At 56.8% G+C, this 16,724-nt stretch carries 18 protein-coding genes and 2 pseudogenes; 14 read left to right on the top strand and 6 right to left on the bottom strand.

Features of this window, described 5'->3' with window-relative positions; translation table 11 throughout:
* Window positions 1-8 precede the first annotated feature (8 nt).
* The 6 genes from B5D13_RS08740 to B5D13_RS07690 all read left to right on the top strand — a co-directional run bounded on the left by B5D13_RS08740 (window position 9) and on the right by B5D13_RS07690 (window position 2,728).
* Window positions 9-158 (top strand): MerR family DNA-binding transcriptional regulator, encoded by a 150-nt coding sequence (locus B5D13_RS08740; protein WP_200802632.1) that lies wholly within the window; start codon window positions 9-11, stop codon window positions 156-158.
* The gene (locus B5D13_RS07670) at window positions 158-466 is read left to right on the top strand and encodes a MerR family DNA-binding protein (protein WP_234970826.1); all 309 of its coding nucleotides are present in this window, start codon (window positions 158-160) and stop codon (window positions 464-466) included. Before B5D13_RS08740 ends, B5D13_RS07670 begins: the two co-directional genes overlap by 1 nt.
* 8 nt (window positions 467-474) lie before the next feature.
* Window positions 475-1,239 (top strand): carboxymuconolactone decarboxylase family protein, encoded by a 765-nt coding sequence (locus tag B5D13_RS07675; protein ID WP_078687738.1) that lies wholly within the window; start codon window positions 475-477, stop codon window positions 1,237-1,239.
* Window positions 1,240-1,324: 85 nt separating this feature from the next.
* The gene (locus B5D13_RS07680) at window positions 1,325-1,801 is read left to right on the top strand and encodes a flavodoxin (protein ID WP_078687739.1); all 477 of its coding nucleotides are present in this window, start codon (window positions 1,325-1,327) and stop codon (window positions 1,799-1,801) included.
* Window positions 1,802-1,829: 28 nt separating this feature from the next.
* Complete coding sequence (locus B5D13_RS07685) at window positions 1,830-2,156, top strand: putative quinol monooxygenase (RefSeq protein WP_078687740.1); 327 nt, start codon at window positions 1,830-1,832, stop codon at window positions 2,154-2,156.
* A 38-nt stretch (window positions 2,157-2,194) separates the two neighbouring features.
* Window positions 2,195-2,728, top strand: coding sequence for a flavodoxin family protein (locus tag B5D13_RS07690; protein WP_078687741.1), 534 nt, complete (start codon window positions 2,195-2,197; stop codon window positions 2,726-2,728).
* A 576-nt stretch (window positions 2,729-3,304) separates the two neighbouring features.
* Here B5D13_RS07690 and B5D13_RS07695 read toward each other — a convergent pair.
* Window positions 3,305-4,180, bottom strand: coding sequence for a LysR family transcriptional regulator (locus B5D13_RS07695; protein ID WP_078687742.1), 876 nt, complete (start codon window positions 4,178-4,180; stop codon window positions 3,305-3,307).
* Between the two features lie 110 nt (window positions 4,181-4,290).
* On the opposite strand from B5D13_RS07695, the gene B5D13_RS07700 reads away from it, so the two are divergent.
* The 7 genes and pseudogenes from B5D13_RS07700 (at window position 4,291) to B5D13_RS08805 (ending at window position 9,431) form a co-directional block, all read left to right on the top strand.
* The gene (locus B5D13_RS07700; RefSeq protein ID WP_159444009.1) at window positions 4,291-4,653 is read left to right on the top strand and encodes a cyclophilin-like fold protein; all 363 of its coding nucleotides are present in this window, start codon (window positions 4,291-4,293) and stop codon (window positions 4,651-4,653) included.
* Between the two features lie 5 nt (window positions 4,654-4,658).
* The gene (locus B5D13_RS07705; RefSeq protein WP_078687744.1) at window positions 4,659-5,192 is read left to right on the top strand and encodes a flavodoxin family protein; all 534 of its coding nucleotides are present in this window, start codon (window positions 4,659-4,661) and stop codon (window positions 5,190-5,192) included.
* A 16-nt stretch (window positions 5,193-5,208) separates the two neighbouring features.
* Window positions 5,209-5,748, top strand: a complete 540-nt coding sequence (locus tag B5D13_RS07710) for a cyclophilin-like fold protein (RefSeq protein WP_078687745.1) — start codon at window positions 5,209-5,211, stop codon at window positions 5,746-5,748.
* 24 nt (window positions 5,749-5,772) lie between these two features.
* Window positions 5,773-6,750: an alpha/beta hydrolase gene (locus tag B5D13_RS07715; protein WP_234970823.1), complete on the top strand. Its 978-nt coding sequence runs from the start codon at window positions 5,773-5,775 to the stop codon at window positions 6,748-6,750.
* Between the two features lie 667 nt (window positions 6,751-7,417).
* Complete coding sequence (locus B5D13_RS08745; RefSeq protein ID WP_200802634.1) at window positions 7,418-7,819, top strand: Abi family protein; 402 nt, start codon at window positions 7,418-7,420, stop codon at window positions 7,817-7,819.
* Window positions 7,820-7,897: 78 nt separating this feature from the next.
* Window positions 7,898-8,284, top strand: coding sequence for a hypothetical protein (locus B5D13_RS08750; protein WP_200802635.1), 387 nt, complete (start codon window positions 7,898-7,900; stop codon window positions 8,282-8,284).
* Between the two features lie 419 nt (window positions 8,285-8,703).
* Window positions 8,704-9,431: pseudogene (locus B5D13_RS08805) on the top strand (YjdF family protein).
* Here B5D13_RS08805 and B5D13_RS08655 read toward each other — a convergent pair.
* From B5D13_RS08655 to B5D13_RS07735, 4 genes and pseudogenes are all read right to left on the bottom strand, one after another.
* Window positions 9,367-10,476, bottom strand: coding sequence for an AAA family ATPase (locus tag B5D13_RS08655; protein ID WP_090991488.1), 1,110 nt, complete (start codon window positions 10,474-10,476; stop codon window positions 9,367-9,369). The pseudogene B5D13_RS08805 and the gene B5D13_RS08655 sit on opposite strands and share 65 nt — an antisense overlap.
* Before the next feature lies 1 nt (window position 10,477).
* The gene (locus tag B5D13_RS07730) at window positions 10,478-11,257 is read right to left on the bottom strand and encodes a DUF6414 family protein (RefSeq protein WP_143327768.1); all 780 of its coding nucleotides are present in this window, start codon (window positions 11,255-11,257) and stop codon (window positions 10,478-10,480) included.
* 80 nt (window positions 11,258-11,337) lie between these two features.
* Window positions 11,338-11,607 (bottom strand): annotated as a pseudogene (locus tag B5D13_RS08810) (cell filamentation protein Fic); the annotation flags it as partial.
* Between the two features lie 350 nt (window positions 11,608-11,957).
* Entirely contained in the window at window positions 11,958-12,641 is a 684-nt protein-coding gene (locus B5D13_RS07735) for a hypothetical protein (protein ID WP_143786730.1), read from the bottom strand.
* A 1,307-nt stretch (window positions 12,642-13,948) separates the two neighbouring features.
* On the opposite strand from B5D13_RS07735, the gene B5D13_RS07740 reads away from it, so the two are divergent.
* Window positions 13,949-14,701, top strand: a complete 753-nt coding sequence (locus B5D13_RS07740; RefSeq protein WP_078687748.1) for an AbiTii domain-containing protein — start codon at window positions 13,949-13,951, stop codon at window positions 14,699-14,701.
* A 349-nt stretch (window positions 14,702-15,050) separates the two neighbouring features.
* On the opposite strand, the gene guaA is transcribed toward B5D13_RS07740, so the two are convergent.
* Complete coding sequence (guaA, locus tag B5D13_RS07745; protein WP_078687749.1) at window positions 15,051-16,640, bottom strand: glutamine-hydrolyzing GMP synthase; 1,590 nt, start codon at window positions 16,638-16,640, stop codon at window positions 15,051-15,053.
* Window positions 16,641-16,724 lie beyond the last annotated feature (84 nt).

Genomic DNA, 16,724 nt, shown 5'->3' on the forward strand with positions numbered 1-16,724 from the left:
TTTGAACTATGGACAAGATGTACACGATAGGGGACGCGGCGGCAGAGCTGGGCATGCCGGCCTCAACCATACGCTTCTACGAGAAGAACGGACTCATCCCCAACCAGCAGCGCTCAAGCGACGGAAGGAGGCTGTTCGACGAGGACGATCTGGAGTGATGCGCTTCGTGGAGCGCCTGAAGGTTTCGGGCATGCCCATCAAGGAGATCCGCGAGTACATACGGCTCTACATGGAGGGCGACTCGACCATCGAGGAGCGCAGGCGCATCGTCCACGAGCGCCGCGCCGCAATCGACGCGCAGCTCGAGGAGCTCAAGCTGGCTCGCGACTTCATAGAGTACAAGTGCTGGTTCTACGACGTGGCGGCCGAGTCAGGGACGTGCGACACCCCGCGCAACATGCCCTACGAGGAGCTTCCCGACGACATCAGGCGCATCAAGGCGAAGTGCAGGATAAACAGGTATTAGGAGGAGCAATGGAGGAGAGAATCGTCCAGACGGCTGGACGCGACGCCCTGGGTCAGTTCGCCCCGGAGTTCGCGCACTTCAACGACGACGTGCTGTTCGGCGAGAACTGGAACAACGGCGACATAGGAATCAAGACGCGCTGCATCATCACTGTGGTGGCGCTGATGGCGTCCGGGATCACCGACAGCTCGCTGGTTTACCACCTGCAGAACGCTAGGGCCCACGGCGTGACGCGCGCCGAGATCGCGGCGGTGGTGACGCACGTGGCCTTCTACGCCGGCTGGCCGAAGGCGTGGGCCGTGTTCAACCTGGCAAAAGGCGTGTGGGACGAAGCAGACGACGCGGCTGCGCCGGCTGATGCCAAAGCTGCCCACGAGGCCTCCATCTTCTTCCCCGTGGGCGAGCCGAACCCCTACGGGACGTACTTCACCGGCCAGAGCTACCTGGCGCCCGTGTCCACCGAGCAGGTTCCGATTTTCAACGTGACCTTCGAGCCGGGCTGCCGCAATTTCTGGCATGCCCACCATGCGGCAAGCGGCGGCGGGCAGATTCTTGTCTGCGTCGGCGGCCGCGGCTACTACCAGGAACGTAACGGCAAGACGGTGGAGATGGTGCCGGGCACGGTCGTGAACATCCCCGCGAACGTGGAGCACTGGCACGGCGCCGCGAGGGACTCCTGGTTCTCGCATCTGGCAATCGAGGTCGAGGGCGAAGGGGCCTCGACCGAATGGTTCGAGCCCGTTTCCGACGGAGAATACGGCAAGCTGGCATAGCGTCTCACTGACACTACCTGCCCAGAAGCAATCGGGACAGCTCGCCATATTCAAGAAAGAAATCATTTTGAGGAAAGAAGTTGATATGACAGAAAAATTGGTGGCGTACTTCAGCGCGAGCGGGACGACGGCAAAGGTGGCGAAAGACCTTGCTGCAGCAACAGGGGCCGACCTGTTCGAGATCGAACCCGAGAATCCCTACTCGAGCGCAGACCTGAACTGGCAGGACAAAAAGAGCCGCACGACCATCGAGATGAACGACGAGTCGTGCCGCCCGGCGATCGCGGGCGAGGTCGCGGACATGGGCTCCTACGACACGGTGTTCGTCGGCTTCCCCGTGTGGTGGTACGTTGAGCCCCGCATCATCGACACGTTCCTCGAGGCCTACGACTTCACGGGCAAGACGGTCGTGCCCTTCGCGACGAGCGGCGGCAGCGGCCTGGGCCGGGCACCCGAGCGCATGCAGGCGCTCGCGCCCGAAGCGAAGGTCCTTGCGGGCGGCCTCCTGAACGGGCGCCCCTCGCAGGCGAAGCTCAGTGAGTGGGCGGAAAACGCCCGGTAGTATGGCATTCGGCTAGAACGAGGACGCGATGGCTCTGACAATCAACATACGCTACACTGGCGCGCCAGGCGCGGCGCTCGCCTTCGCGCGCGAGATGGAGGCGAGCGGCACGGCCGATGCCGTCCGCGCCGAGGAGGGCAATGTGCGCTACGAGTACTTCCAGGCTCTGGCCGACCCCGACACGGTGCTTCTCGTCGACCGGTGGACCGACCAGGCCGCGCTCGACGCTCACCACGATTCGCCCATGATGGCGCGGATCGCGGAACTCCGCGACAAGTACGACCTGCACATGAGCGTCGAGCGGTACGCCGATGCGGATGGCGAAGGCGCGGACGACGCATTCGTGAGGAGATAACGATCTCCCGTGCGAAACGCGATTAAGGAGTGGCTAAGATGAATGTCATCGTGCTGCAGGGAAGCCCCAACGCGAACGGCTCGACCGCGCTTCTCGCCGCCGAGTTCGCACACGGGGCCCGCGAGGCGGGGCATGCGGTAGACGTCGTCGACGTGGCGGCGCTCGACATAGCGCCCTGCACCGGCTGCGTGGCGTGCAGCTACGAAGGACCCTGCGTGCTCTCCGACGTCTTCGGCGGCCTGCGGCAGAAGATCCTTGCCGCCGACATGCTCGTGCTCGCCACGCCCCTGTACTACTACGGCATGACTGCGCAGCTCAAAACCGTCATCGACCGCTTCTGCTCGGCAAACTCGAGCATAACGCGCAAGCGGATGAAGTCGGCACTGCTAGCCGTGGCGTGGAATTCAGACGACTGGACCTTCGACGCCCTCGAAGCCCATTACGACACGCTCGTTCGCTATCTGGACCTACGCGACTGCGGGCGCGTGCTCGGCTCGGGCTGCGGCACGCCGTCAATGACCGCGCGGTCGGGCTTCCCGGAGAAGGCCTACGCGCTCGGCAGGTCCGTCTAGGCTGCGCTCACAAAAGAGCGGTGAGGAGCCCAGCTTTCGCTAGCCGCAAAAAGACCGCTTAAGAAGGCTAATACGGACTTAAGATAGCCCCTCGCCAGCGAAATCGATGACGAGGGGCTATCGTGCTTAGCTGGGGAAATGCGGCTTTTGGCCGTAGAGGGTCACTCCCACTCGATAGTTCCCGCTTTTCCGAGCGGTGCTCCCTCGTCCATCTCGTGATAGCCCGTGCTGCCACGTCCGAAGAAATCCCACGATTTCGCGCTTCGGGGTGGTAGCCAGTTGGTAGCCAGAAAGTGGCTACCACCCTGGTAGCCAGTTATGGGGAGTAAATGCTCCCGGTATGGGGAGCAAACGCTCTGACCTGCGGAAACGGGTGGTAGCCAGTCCCGAGAAACGGCGAAGTGGCTACCACCCCCGAAATCGCCCTTTTGGGACCGTATTCGCATGAATATGGGGAGTAAAGGATGGGAGTTAATTTTCATGCCGCTTAACCTGCGGAAACGTCTCCAAAATACACGAAATGGTAGCCAGCTGGCTACCATTTCAAATCTTCGGACAATACCTCATCGGACGCTCTCATAGAGTCGCTCTGAAATCATCCAGGAACATGCTGGCGGCGTTGGAGAGCTTCTGGCCCCTTCTCCAGGCGAAGTCGATGTGCGCAACGATGGGGGGCCACAGCGGTCTGAATACCAATCCGGTGCTTGATCCGGTTGGGATAAGCGCATCGAGCCCGAGCATGTAGCCCGCACCCTCCCGCACGAAGACGCTTGCGTTGTAACCGAGTGTGTAGGTAACTGCAATCCCCGCCCGTGCGAGTGAACCGCCGAACCACGCCGTGAGCTCGTCGGTCTCCAGGGCTTGCTCGGAGGCGATGAGGGGCAGACCCTCGAGGTCTTCAGGGGAAACGACATCTTTGGCGGCCAGCGGGTCGTCTGCCGGGAGGTAGACCCCCCATGCATCGGTGTGCGGCAACCTCAAGTGCTCGTAGCGGTCTATCCCAGGGTAGCTGAAGAGAACCGCGAAATCGTCCAGTCCGCGTTCGAGGCGTTCGATGACGTAGTCGGCGTTGCCGCTATGCAGGCAGAAACGCACCTGGGGGTAGCGCATTCGGAACGCGCGCGCAGCCGAGGCGATGGGCGCGATTCCGCTCGACTCCCCACAGGAGATGCGGATGTCGCCGGCGACCACCTTTCCCCTCTCGCGGTACTCGCCCTCTGTCAGGTCCGCGAGCGAGACGATGTCTGCGGCGCGCGACATGAGGTGGAGCCCTTCCTCCGTGGGCTCAACGCTGCGGCTATGGCGTACGAGTAACACACAGCCCAGCTCGCGCTCCAAATCGGATATCTGCCGCGAGAGCGTGGGTTGAGTCACGTGCAGGCGTTCTGCTGCGCGGGACATGCTGCCCGTCTCGCACACAGCTAGGTAATAGCGCAGGGTCCTCAGCTCCATCGGTCCTCCTAAATATACGAATTACGCATAACATGATATTAAATCAAAGTAATTGTAATATCACGGTGGACCTCACACAATGGAGGCAGGCAAGAAACAAAGGAGGTCTCATGGCAATCAGGGTCAACCTGCGATTCGAGGATGTGTCCGTCCCCGCCGAGCTCAACGACACCGAAACCGCACTAGCCTTCGCACAGAAGCTGCCCGCCAGCATCCGCGTGAGCGGAACCGGCATCGACTTCTGCGGGAGGATGCCCTTTGAGCTTCCCTACGAGGAGTCACAGGTGGGGCGTGGCTGGAACAACGGCGACGTGAACTACAGCCCCGGCGGCGGATGGTTCGCGATCCTCTTCGACGACGAGGAAAACTCTTCGCGCTATGGCGATCAGGTGAACATGGGACACGTGACCGGTCCGCTGGACGTGCTGCACGGGCTCTCGGGAAGCTACGACCTCATCATCGAGAGGGCGTGAGGGCGATGAGGGTTCTAGTGCTGAACGGATCCGCCCGCAAAAACGGAGGCACCGCTGCCATGGCCGCGGCCTTCGCCCGCGGGGCGCGGCGGGCCGGCCACGAGGTGGACGTGCTCGACATCGCCTACATGGACATACGCGGCTGCCTCGGGTGCGAGTACTGCCACACACGCGGAGGCGGCGTTTGCGTGCAGCGCGACGACATGGACGGAGTGTACCCGCTGTGGGACGCCGCGGATGTCATCGTCGTCGCGAGCCCCATTTACTACGGCTCGTTCTCCGGGCAGATACACTGCCTGATTCACCGCACCTATGCGGGCGACAAGCCGAAGGGCTGCAAGGCGATGGCGCTTCTGCTCTGCTCGGGGGCGAAGGGCGTCTACGAGGCCGCCGAGCGAATCTACCACGGGTTCATGCAGGGCTACTACGGCGTTCAGGACCTCGGCGTCTTCGAGGCGACCACTGGCGAGGCGCTGTCGGGCGAGATGGCCGCGAGGATCGAGGATCTCGGGCGCTCGCTTTCCGAGCGGGTCGGATAGATTAGGGGGCGCTTTCATGAGAAACACAGCGATTGCAGCCGCCATCGGGTTGACCCTGCTACTCGCGGGATGCGCGGGCGCCGGAAGCTCGCTTGCGGGCTCTTCCGGGTCTCAATCCGCTCCGCAGGAGCCCGCCACCGCGATGTCAGCGCGGCAATCCGATGCTGCAAGCGACATGCAAGAAGACAACGATGAGGAGACCACCGAGATGAAGCTGAATATCGCCGGAACCGACGTGGCCGTCGCGTGGGAGGACAACCAGGCCGTGGCGGAACTCAAGGCGCTCGCCGCTGACGGCCCGGTCACAGTCGAGCTGCACAGGTACGGTGGCTTCGAGCAGGTGGGGCCGCTCGGTACGAGCCTCACCTCAAGCGATGTGCAGATAACGACCGAGTCCGGCGACATCGTGCTCTATGCAGGCGACCAGATCTCCATCTTTTATGGACCGAATTCATGGTCCTATACCAGGCTCGGCCACATCACCAACAAGACAGTAGATGAGATGACCGACCTGCTCGCAAACGGCGACGTGAACATAACGATAACGACTATATAGGGAATCAAGAGAAAAGGCGCGGCAATGATGAAGACAGAAGAACTCGAGCTCGTACAGAAATGGGACAAGGTTTTCCCGCAAGACGAACGTGTCGACCATTGCAAGGTGACGTTCGCGAACCGCTACGGCATCACGCTGGCAGCGGACCTCTACAAGCCGAAAGGTGCAGAGGGCAAGCTACCCGCAATCGCAGTCAGCGGACCCTTCGGTGCGGTTAAGGAGCAATCGAGCGGGCTGTACGCCCAGGAGATGGCGGCACGGGGCTTTCTGACGATAGCCTTCGACCCATCGTTCACCGGTGAGAGCGGCGGCGAGCCGCGCCGCATGGCATCCCCCGACATCAACACCGAGGATTTCTGCGCGGCGGTGGACTACCTGAGCTGCCGCGGCGACGTCGATCTCGAGCGCATCGGCATCATCGGCATCTGCGGCTGGGGCGGCATGGCGATCAACGCCGCCGCACTCGACCCGCGCATCAAGGCGACGGCCGCCATGACCATGTACGACATGACCCGCGTCACCCGCGAGGGCTACTTCGGCAGCGCTGACAGCAAGGAGGCTCGCGATGAGCAACGCGCCGCCTGGGCCGCACAGCGCACGGCGGAATACGCGTCGGGAAACTACGAGCGCGCAGGTGGCGTGGTCGACCCCCTGCCCGAGGACTCGCCTCAGTTCGTGAAGGACTATCACACCTACTACAAGACTGCGCGTGGCTATCACGAGCGCTCGGGCAACTCGACCGATGGCTGGAACGTGACCGGAACCGTCTCGTTCATGAACCAGCCCATCCTGGCGATGGCGGGAGAGATCGACACCCCGGTTTTGCTCGTCCATGGCGAGAATGCGCACTCGCGCTACTTCAGCGAGGGGGCGTTCGAGCTGCTGCGCGGTGACAACAAGGAGCTCATGATCATCGACGGCGCCAGCCACGTCGACCTCTACGACAACTTCGACGCCATCCCCTTCGGAAAGCTGCAGTCGTTCTTCGACAGGAACCTATAGAACAATCTTGTAAGAGCTTATACGGGCTTAAGAAACCCCTCTGCTCAACGTTGATGAGCAGAGGGGTTTACTGTGTTTAGCTGGGGTAATAGGCTCTTATAGCCGCCGAGCGTCATTCCCACTCGGTGGCAGCGTTTCTGCCGTCTCGTCATTCCAGTTGCGCCCAGTTTTCGGTGCCGTCTCGAATCGAGTGTCGCCAGGTAACGCCATGTCGTGCTTCGTCGGCCTCGGGGACAAAAGCTGGGACAACTTCAAAAACTTTTTTCAAACTCAGGACGTTGAGTTTTGTTTTTGTCCCAAAGGCCGCGATTGGCTGCCTTTGGAGGCTCGATAGCGCCGAAAACGCCCGTTTTGAAACTCAAACGCCCTTTAGTCTGCAAGCCGCCAGCTGCAATCGCAAGTGAATTAACGCGGGTGGCTTGCGCACCGCTCGCAAAACCCCAGGTCGCAGGTCTTCGCCATTCGTGAACAAAGTGAGTAGTCTCAGGTGGCTTGCTTATGAGTTGGCGAACGGGTCTTCAGGGTTCAGAGCAAACATGCCGGTAGAATAGGATTCTCAAATCAATGACAGGAGATTGACGATGGCAGACGGCCAAAACAGGAAGCCCATCCTCACAATAGAGCAGCAAATCATGCACCTGAAGCAGAGGGGCGTCTCCTTCGAGCTGTGCGCCGAAGCGGAACCGCACGCATCCTGGCCGGCCAAGACCACTATTTCAGACTCGCTGCCTACCGCGTGCTGTTCCCCAAACGCGTGGGCAGGCCGCGAGACGGCCAATACGCCGGGCTCGACTTCGGGCACCTTGTCGACCTCGCCGCCATCGATCGCGAGCTTCGCGGCTTCCTGCTGCCCCTGACTCTCGATGTGGAGAGCTCCGCGAAGACCAGACTAATCGAGCGCATTACCGAGAAGCCGGGCGAGGATGGCTACTCGATCCTTTCCGACTACCTCGCCGCCCTCAACCACGGCGACCGCAACCGCAGGGAAGGCGAGCTCAGGCGTCTGCAGAAAGATGCCTGCCTGGGACCGCTCGTCTCGAGATACCCGATTGGCGAGATGCCGGCGTGAGTGTTTCTTGAACTTTCGTCCTTCGGCGCCTTCGCCGACTTTTACCTCTTCTGCGCCAATCGGTGGGGCAATTCCGGGATGAGGGACGAACACTACATGCTCAGGCGCGCGAACTCGCTGCGAAACGCCGCAGCGCATTCGAGCGCCATCGTGAACGGGTTTGACTCTCCGTTGAGCGCACCGCAGCTGAGGTACCCGGCACCGTTGGCCGCGGCTCGCGGCGAAATCGGCATGTCCAAGCGCCTCAGGCGCTCGAAGATGCGCAATCCGCGCATCCTGCAGATGGCCGTTCTAGCTTACGCCTACTCCAGATTCGTTCCCAGGGAGAAAGCGGAGGGAACCCCCGAGAGGCTACTCGCACTTGCCGATAGATCCAAGCTTCACGGCGACTGGTACGCGAGCAGCACCTCAATAACCTCGTCGCACGACTTCATCGCGAGGGTCTTCGAGGCTTGGCTCAGGTAGCCCCTCTTTCCAGCAGCGCGGGTATCACCGTTCACGATCAATGCGCGTGCACCCAAATACCCGCGGGATTGACAATGGGGCGTTTAGCTGCATAATAGCTACTTATTAGAAACCCTCGGGTTTGCGGGGCAGGATCGTGAAAGCGATTCTGCCCTATTTTTTCCTCTGTCTACTCCAAATCAAGTAGTTCGAAGATAGCCTGTAGGTGTCCTCATGGGCGCCTTTTATCTTCAGGGAATCAGTCGCTCGTTCATGAACGCAGCCATCGGCCGCTTCATGAACGAGCGACCGGCTTGACCTAGATCGAACCGCCTTCATCCCCGTCGGGTAGTCGTGGGCGTGCGGGAGTCCGCATCAGTAACCTGCCTCCTTGGTTGTCCCTTCACTGCATGGTCATCTACATAAAGGAGAAACCAGCCATGCAGATCAGTGTGTCGTCCACCCTGACCGTATATCACGACGGCCAATTCTGGGTCGGACTGGCGGAGCATGTCGAGGACGGCAGATACGGCGCCGCCCGCATCGTCTTCGGCGCGGAGCCGTCCGATGAGGAGATCCTGCGATCGTTACAAGCGAATGGGAGAAGCTCTCGTTCTTCGGCGATGAGTCCACTGAAACAAGCAATCCCGCGAAGAACCCCAAGCGGCGCGCCCGCGAGGCGGCGAAAGCCCTTAAACGGCCCGCGGTGAGCACCAAGGCGCAGCAGGCTCTCGCGGCACAGCGGGAAGCAATGAAGCGGGAGTCGGCTCAAGCAAGAAGCCAGCGTCGCGCGGATGAGGCGGAGACGCGCTTCGAGCGGCGAGAAAACTCCTGGAGGATTCCAAACACCTCCAGGAGTTTTCTTGTTTGGCTACGCGGCGGTTTTGACGCTTGCGATATTACGCTAGTTGTGCGTCGCTTCGACGTCACAGAAGCATGCGGGGTAATTCAGGCAAAGCGAAGGGTCTTCACCTTGACTAGTAGGTTGCTAATGGCTCGCGCTTATGTCCGAGCAGTTGAAAGTGGAAAGTCAAGTGGCGCTTATCGCACATTATCGGGAAGGCGCTTTCCGTATGCCTTTCGGTTGTACAACCAAAGCGATATTACTTGCATGGGTCGCTTTCATATAAAAGACTTTCTATGGTTGAGCGGACAGCAGCTTGAATAGTTCTTCCGTTTGATTCGGCGACGAGAATCTTCCTTGCCGCCAGCTGCATCACTTTTTGGCGATCCATGTCCGTGCCGCTGATAACCGATGACAACTGCTTGTCTGTTTCTATTTCTAAGATCTTTAATAAATCATTCGGAGAGAAGTCTTCGAAATAAACACTCTTATCAATTCTGAAATATATTGGATCCCCTAAGTTTTTCTTAATTTCTTCTTCACTAAGGAAGTTGCAAGTCAGCACGATTAGAAGGCCACTTATGTCAACTTCGTAGGTTGTGTCGATGAAAGTTGGGCTGTCGAACAAGGAATAGAATGCTGATCGATACGACGCTCCGCATTTGTCCATCTCGTCGAAAAATAAAAGGTTTGATTCACGTTCGTTTAGTTCGTACCCTAAAGAGTTGACGTTAGGTCTTCCTCCAAAAAGATAATCCGAATTCGCAAGGGAAAATTCTTCGAACATCGAAAGGTGGCGCTCTATCATCTTTCCGTCAAAGAACGTATCTGCTATTGCTTTTGCGGTTTCGGTTTTTCCCAAGCTGCTATTTCCATATAGCATTAATACGTAAGGCTTATTTCGCTTGGTGTTTGCCAAGTAATTTAGCGTTTTGGCTATTTCCTCCAAGGCATTGTCCTGCCCGACGATTTGCCGCTTGACGTCTTCGATCTTTCTTTGGACATCGGATATTCCCGCCAGAGAGGATCTCGGTTCTTCGATTATATTTAGGTCGCAACTCCCGGCTTCATGCTCGCGCCGTATGTAGCGAAGAAGAACGCTGGTCGGGTTGTGTATGTATATGCATGCATCACTTTCCGTAACGTCTTCAATTAAACCACCAAGACGAGCATGGGCGCTTTCTGCGATTCCATGGTAGTGGTTGTTCCGCACAATGAGGGAGCTTACTTCTCCGATTGATTTTCCGGCGTTTCTTGCAGTATCGAATAACGTAATGACGTCATTAAACTCTTCTCCTTCTGCAGACAGCTCTTGGAGGCTGTTCTCGAAAAATGAAACCGAGCCGATGATGATGGTGTAACTACGCATATTATTGTTCGCTTACATAGGCGCACAAAACGTCATACAGCTTTATAAGCCGGTCGTTTTGCCTGCTTCCGATATTAGGCTGCTGCTCTGCCTCTGATGAACTGTTGGAGAAGTAGATGTCTTCTAGGGTTTTACCTTGTATGGTGGGGACATCAAACAGCGACTGCATGGAATTCAACTTCTTTAGATAATCGAAGCTATCGAGAGGGTAGTCGCCAATTCGTATGCAATACAGGTCGAGGACGGACATTGATATGTCGTTTCTTTTATAGTTGCTCAAATATGCCTTTTGGTTAAATCTGACATATCGGTTGTCTCCGATGTCGTATAAGTCATACCCTTCCATCGAGCACAACAAATCTTCAGCTTCACTAGTGTTGAAATTTTGATCGTTGGATTTCACGAGCTTAAGAAAGGTTGCAGCTACTCTGAATGACGTCAGTGAGTTCTTCACGTCATGGAGCTGGACTTTGTCGAATTGAGTGAGGCTGCTTTCGATAGTGCGAAACATGCTGATATCTGTCGAGGTTACGGTCGTTCTGCTGTCCCATTCGCGAAGATATTGCAATTCGATTTTTCCGCTGAACAAGAACTTGAGCCTTCCGACAAATGGGACTCCCAATGATGTGGAAAAGCGGGATTCTGCGTTTATATCTCCATCAAGAACTGTGCTTGTACTTTGAGAATTGATTTTTTGGACAGCGCCTCTGTTCTCTCTTTGCAGAGCGTTGCTTATGGTTTCTCGGTCAAAGTAAACGATCTTTTTTAAGCTGCTTGTCAATTCATGCGTCCTTTGCTGTTGCATTTTGATGAGGTGCTAACAGTTGTCTGCTAGAGCAACGATTTCGCATTGATATGGCATTACAACGTATCCATGCCGTACGTACTGTAACCCTCACAGCCGTAGCTGGCGTCAACCCCCCTCATGCGCAGGCCTGACGGTCGTCGATTTTGTCGGTAAGAGCTTCCTTGAGCATCGCCTTTATTTTGGTGTCGCGGATGGGGCCGCGTTCTCCATGGCGAGCAGACAATCCTCTTTGTCGACGAGGCTCCAGTTCACTACTGGGCCGAGCTCATTTTCAATATAGCATCCAACCAGATACGTGTGACGCTCCCATTACCTTCTCGGAATAAGAAATCCAGTGACTTGCAGGTTTGCTGGGTGAAAAACCGGGCTAACCGAAGCCACTGGATAAAAAACAGACTACGAAATGAACCTCGCGATAATGTGCGCAGCTATTCCCACTCGGTAATCAAATCGTGCACTTCCATAACCTCTCGTCTACGTGGTGTACCGTCGTCTCCCCTTTTATCAGAGTTGGGCGATTTTCGGGTACCCAAGCTGAGCTCAAATTGAACTCAACGACGGCTTATCGGTCGGGGGCTTCCTAGCGAGAATATACAGAGGCGCACATTTCGCAGGGAACCTCCCCTTCGTTATTATATCGGGACGCTGTCAAGGCAGCGTCAATGCGTTCGACCTACACCTTCTCGCTTGTCGAGGCTTCGTCTGCAGGACCATCGGAATCGATACGGAATCGATTGGCATACCATTCATCCGAAGCAATCACCTCATGGAGCATCTGGAGATGCAGGTCGACATAGTGGCAGAACGCCTTGCCGCATTCCACGAGAGGCACATTGTTTCTCTCGTTGGGCTCGGCTCCAAAATTAAACTCGACCTCATAGTCCTCCCCAGGCACACCCATGCTCGACAGAATATCAGTGGAGAAGTGAACGAATCCAGACGTCACCTTGTATACATCTTTTACCTTTGGATCGAACTTCTCAAGTAGGTCTTGAAGTCTTCCATCGGACATCTTCTCACCCGAGAAATCTTTCAGCTTTTTCGCAGGCACACCTTGAAACACCTGCTTGAGAAAGTCATCCTGGTCTTCCGCGGCGAATAACGCGAATGTCCTCAGGCAGACTCCAACCTGTGCGCGGAGAAGCTGGGCGACGCAAACAAGATTCCTCGACTCGAGCATGGAGATGAATCCGTCTATCAGTCTCATCGCATACTCAGAGGAGGATGCCAGATATAGATCCCATTGGGTAAAGTCACCGTTCATGAAGGGAATCACTGCATTGCGCTCAGCGACTCTCAAGGCACTCAAGCTTTGTTCTATTTTCTCAGCTTCTTGTTTGAACTGTTCGCTATCCAAAATGCCCCCCAAATGCCGGCTTCTCAACAAATCAGAATAAAGCAAAAGAGACAGAGATGGGGTCATGCTCGACTGAACCCGCGCTTCCAGTCGAGGTACTCCTCCTCGGAGATCTCCCCGGAGTCCCGTCTCTCGCGCCCCTCACGGAACTGTCCATATCAGGGTAGCCAGCCCACATCGACCAACGCGATATTCGGCGCCAAGGAGGCATGCACGATGCTGCGCATAGGCCGCGACGCAATGTACCAGCTCTCGCCAAGGACCCCGACGACCCGTTCCCGATCCGGTTTCACACGCGCATCACCTTAAGTTTTACCTTAAGCCTATGCCCTCATTTGATGCTCACAACGTCCTCGGCCCAAAGTCGAGGCCGTTCGCGACGAGCTCAGGCGCGCGCTCGCGGATGATACCGCGCGCATCTGGATCGGATCCACACAGGTAAGGACAAGCTTTGGGCAATTATCGCGAGCCAGCTCCAACGATCGATTCTCTCAATCCTCGGTCTTGAGGAAGCTGCGCCTACTCTTTTCCACTCGATTAGCGTAGCGCCCTTCCTGCCAACTCCGATTGGGTTGCCGGTTTTGACTGCCTTGCCACGAAATCCCGCCACGTATCTTCGCGTGGTCGTTTGAGACAAAACATGGGTTAATTGCGCATACTATTTCGAAACCACAAGCCCGCAGTTTCCTTTTTGTCTCAGAATCACAAAGGAAGGGTTTGGGGGCTTAGAACTGCACAGATGGAATGCCGAAACGGTCGACTATCTTCTTTGCCGCCTGCTTTACGAAGCGAATCGTAGCCAGTGGCTTTAGTGATAACTAATTATACAGGTCAAAAGGCATCCGTCACAACAGTGACCTAGGGGCTTCATCTTAGCAGAAGAATACGCTTTGTCGGTCACATGTCTGAATCCAGGTATTCGCGGTCTTCGATCCTTCCGATGCGTACGCCGCACCCGCAATAGGCCGTGACGATTCCGCCTAAAGAGCAATAGGTTTCGACACCTGAAAAGTACCCGTTTGAAGCCAGCTCCACCATCCAGCAAGCTCTAATATCGTGAGCCATTAAGCCATTTGTACAAATATGCATAGCTTATAATAGGGAAAAGGGCTTCGGCAAACTCGAACAACCTTTGTAGAGAGACCATAGTGGCATACCGTGCAATGGTCATATCGCATCGATTCTCAAAGGATTGACGTCCGAATCCTTTAGGGATGATGACGCTAGATGTCGACTCGCGCGGCTCACGAACTCGAGAATCCAAACTAGGCAAAATAGTTTAACCGGCTTATCGATACGGGGATAGTATGGCGAGAAGCACAATCATAAAAGCAATCATTGATGACGATGTGAATCTCTGCCAGTCGCTTATGAGGCTTCAGGTTTTAGCCCACGATCTAAGAAACAAAGAGCTGGAAAAATGGGCCGAGAATGAGATTGTCGGTTATTCCTCAGAAGCCGAGGTGCCAGAGTACAGGCATACGAAGAGTATTAGCTTCACTTATTCGGGAATAAATAATTATGTCAATCAGGTTAAGAACGTTCCCCTCGACCCCAGTTGTTTTGGCGGAGATGTACTGGAGCAAATCGTAGATATTCGCTTTACCCAAGGCATCACCGCCCTTGAGGAGCTTCTCGAAGGCTCGGATCCTTCAGTTCACCTAGATCGTTCGATCTTTGCGAACGAGGTAAGCAAGAACACAAACGGCGGCATCCAGTGCTTTTCCATAGGTCAAACTATTCCTAAATCTTTCATACGAAATGCGCTTGCTGAAATCAAAAATCGGATTCTTAAATCATTGCTTCTATTGGAAGAAGAATTTGGTTGCCTTGACGGGCTCGTAATAGATCCCGGAACTAGGAGTGCCTCTAAAATCAATCGCATTAACAGCGAGATCAATAGCAGCGTTTTGCATATTCAGGTGGAACCCCCAGCCAAGAATGAAGAGCCGATAGGCAGTAAGATCGCTTGGAATTTAATTGTTCCAATCATTACCGCCGTAATTGGCGGCTTGCTTGTAATTGCTGTCCAAACCTATTTGGGCATGCCCACACCATAATATGAGCTGCATTACGATTGCGTGAAAACACCAACTGCCCCAAATAAAGAGATAGGGACTCACTCTCGGCCGCTCGAAATTGCCCCCGGGGACCCGAATTGTGAATTATTCCCGCAGGGCACTATTATTCCCGTACCGCCGAGTACTCCGCCGTACCACCCTGTAGGGGCATACGGGAATAATTGAGCTGTATTCCCAGGTAGGCATGCAAAAAGAAAGCCTCCGAACCAGAGGATTCGGAGGCCGTTATTCCCGTTATTTCGCTGGTGGCTTTGCTCTATGGCGACGTCGAAACAGTACCAGACGGTACTCAGCGGTACTAAAACGCGAGCTTACAAGCCAGTTCCCGCTATTCCCACTCGATGGTCGCGGGCGGCTTGGGGGTCACGTCGTAGACGACGCGGTTGACGCCGGCGACCTCATCGACGATGCGGCTGGAGATCTTGCCGATGACCTCGTAGGGAAGCTTCGCCCAGTCGGCGGTCATGGCATCGGAGGACTCGACCGCGCGGACGATCACCGGACGCTGGTAGGTGCGCTCGTCTCCCATGACACCGACGGACTTTATATCAGGCAGGACGGCGAAGTACTGCCAGCAGCTGTGCTCGGAATTGCGGTCGCCCGTCTCCTCGAAGAGACGCTCGTTGTAGGCATCGAGTTCCTCGCGCACGATGGCGTCGGCGTTCTTCAGGATCTCGAGCTTTTCGGGTGTGACGTCGCCGATGATGCGGATGGCCAGGCCGGGGCCGGGGAACGGCTGGCGGTAGACCATCTTGGCGGGCAGGCCCAGGCTGACGCCGAGCTCGCGGACCTCGTCCTTGAAGAAGTGGTCGAGCGGCTCGATGAGGTCGAAGTGGACACCGTCGGGGAACGGAATCAGGTTGTGGTGGCTCTTGATGGTCGAGGCCTTGCCGCCCGTCTTGCGGGCGCCGGACTCGATGATGTCTGGGTAGATGGTGCCCTGCGCGAGCATCTCGACGTCACCGATCTTCTGGGCCTCGTCGAAGAAGACCTTCCAGAACTCGGTGCCAATCAGGCGACGCTTCTTCTCGGGCTCGGTGACGCCAGCAAGCAGCTTGGCGTAGCGCTCCTCGGCGTGGACGTGGACCAGGGGCACGTTGAACTGCTTGCGGAAGACCTCCTCGACCATCTCGGGCTCACCCTTGCGGAGCATGCCGTGGTTGACGAAGACGCAGGTCAGCTGGTCACCAATGGCGCGGTGCACGAGAGCCGCGACGACGGAGGAGTCGACACCGCCAGAGAGGGCCAGGATGACCTTCCTGTCACCAACCTGCTCGCGGATCTGGGCGACCTTGTCGTCGATGATGTTGTCCATGGTCCAGGTCTTGTCCAGGCCGCAGACGTTGAACAGGAAGTTCTTCAGCATCTCGTTGCCGTGGACGGAGTGGCGCACCTCGGGGTGGAACTGCGTCGCATAGAAGTTGCGGCTCGCGTCCTCCATGGAGGCGACAGGGCAGGTCTCGGTGACCGAGGTGACCGAGAAGCCCTCGGGAACCTCGCTGACAGCGTCGCGGTGGCTCATCCAGATGGTCTGGGTCTCGGGCGTGCCGTCGAGGATGCGGCTCTCGCCCCTGCGAGTGAGCTGCGCGGGGCCGTACTCGCCCTTCTTGGTGTGACCGACCTTGCCGCCCAGCTTGACCGCCATGATCTGCTGGCCGTAGCAGAAGCCGAGGATCGGCAGGCCGAGGTCGAAGATCCTCTTGTCCATGTCGGGCGCGTCGTCGGCGTAGACGGATGCGGGGCCGCCGGAGAGAATGATTGCCGAGGGAGCCATGGCGGCAAGCTCGTCCGCCGAGATGTCGCAGGGGACGATCTCGGAATAGACGTTCAGGTCGCGCACGCGGCGGGCGATGAGCTGACCATACTGAGCGCCGAAGTCGAATACGGCGACAAACTGCTTGGGCCTAGAAGTCTGCATGCATTCCTCCACTGATGCCAACGCAACGGGTGTTTGCTGATCATTGAGTCTACCTGCAAATAATGACACGTAATTGACGCCTTG

Source organism: Olsenella sp. KH1P3 (assembly GCF_900167315.1).
GTDB lineage: Bacteria > Actinomycetota > Coriobacteriia > Coriobacteriales > Atopobiaceae > Olsenella_J > Olsenella_J umbonata_A.

What these genes read in the sequence shown, in the direction of transcription:
- B5D13_RS07715 (WP_234970823.1), top strand. Translation starts at nt 5,773, where the DNA reads ATGATGAAGACAGAAGAACTCGAGCTCGTACAGAAATGGGACAAGGTT.
- B5D13_RS07685 (WP_078687740.1), top strand. Translation starts at nt 1,830, where the DNA reads ATGGCTCTGACAATCAACATACGCTACACTGGCGCGCCAGGCGCGGCG.
- B5D13_RS07680 (WP_078687739.1), top strand. Translation starts at nt 1,325, where the DNA reads ATGACAGAAAAATTGGTGGCGTACTTCAGCGCGAGCGGGACGACGGCA.
- B5D13_RS07670 (WP_234970826.1), top strand. Translation starts at nt 158, where the DNA reads ATGCGCTTCGTGGAGCGCCTGAAGGTTTCGGGCATGCCCATCAAGGAG.
- B5D13_RS07710 (WP_078687745.1), top strand. Translation starts at nt 5,209, where the DNA reads ATGAGAAACACAGCGATTGCAGCCGCCATCGGGTTGACCCTGCTACTC.
- B5D13_RS08655 (WP_090991488.1), bottom strand. Translation starts at nt 10,476, where the DNA reads ATGCGTAGTTACACCATCATCATCGGCTCGGTTTCATTTTTCGAGAAC.
- B5D13_RS07675 (WP_078687738.1), top strand. Translation starts at nt 475, where the DNA reads ATGGAGGAGAGAATCGTCCAGACGGCTGGACGCGACGCCCTGGGTCAG.
- B5D13_RS07690 (WP_078687741.1), top strand. Translation starts at nt 2,195, where the DNA reads ATGAATGTCATCGTGCTGCAGGGAAGCCCCAACGCGAACGGCTCGACC.
- B5D13_RS07700 (WP_159444009.1), top strand. Translation starts at nt 4,291, where the DNA reads ATGGCAATCAGGGTCAACCTGCGATTCGAGGATGTGTCCGTCCCCGCC.
- B5D13_RS08740 (WP_200802632.1), top strand. Translation starts at nt 9, where the DNA reads ATGGACAAGATGTACACGATAGGGGACGCGGCGGCAGAGCTGGGCATG.
- guaA (WP_078687749.1), bottom strand. Translation starts at nt 16,640, where the DNA reads ATGCAGACTTCTAGGCCCAAGCAGTTTGTCGCCGTATTCGACTTCGGC.
- B5D13_RS07695 (WP_078687742.1), bottom strand. Translation starts at nt 4,180, where the DNA reads ATGGAGCTGAGGACCCTGCGCTATTACCTAGCTGTGTGCGAGACGGGC.
- B5D13_RS07705 (WP_078687744.1), top strand. Translation starts at nt 4,659, where the DNA reads ATGAGGGTTCTAGTGCTGAACGGATCCGCCCGCAAAAACGGAGGCACC.
- B5D13_RS07740 (WP_078687748.1), top strand. Translation starts at nt 13,949, where the DNA reads ATGGCGAGAAGCACAATCATAAAAGCAATCATTGATGACGATGTGAAT.
- B5D13_RS08750 (WP_200802635.1), top strand. Translation starts at nt 7,898, where the DNA reads ATGAGGGACGAACACTACATGCTCAGGCGCGCGAACTCGCTGCGAAAC.